Annotated in this window: 1 pseudogene; it reads right to left on the reverse strand. The window is 34.5% G+C overall.

Annotated features, from left to right (window positions below):
- Positions 1-48: 48 nt before the first annotated feature.
- Positions 49-400 (reverse strand): annotated as a pseudogene (locus tag D7Y04_RS43295) (hypothetical protein); the annotation flags it as partial.

The following is a 400-nucleotide window of genomic DNA, read 5'->3' on the forward strand; positions in this document are numbered from 1 at the left end:
CGCGAATATCGAAGTCTCTGCATCTAAATTTTGTTTGGAAAAATAAATTTACGGAATATTTAGATACTTATGTGTTTGTACTGAAACCTGCCACTTTGGATTTTTCATTACGAATTCTGTCATTTTCGGATACATTTCATCACGCTTACTCCATTCGCTCTGAAGATATAATTTACAGTTATCATTCACTTTCTCAGCCTGTTCTGCTGCAAATAAAAAATCACTGTTGTTAAAAATGATCATTTTTAGTTCATGCGGTACATTGTAAATTTCATTTTTTGGAAGACCCGTTTTTTTAGGAGAAAGTGTGATCCAGTCTAAAATTCCGCTCATTTCATAAGCGCCGGAAGTTTCTATGTGAATGGTGCAGCCTAAATTTTTAAGCTGATCTGTCAGTGGA

Origin of the sequence: Corallococcus sp. AB038B, assembly GCF_003668955.1 — a bacterium.
GTDB lineage: Bacteria > Myxococcota > Myxococcia > Myxococcales > Myxococcaceae > Corallococcus > Corallococcus exiguus.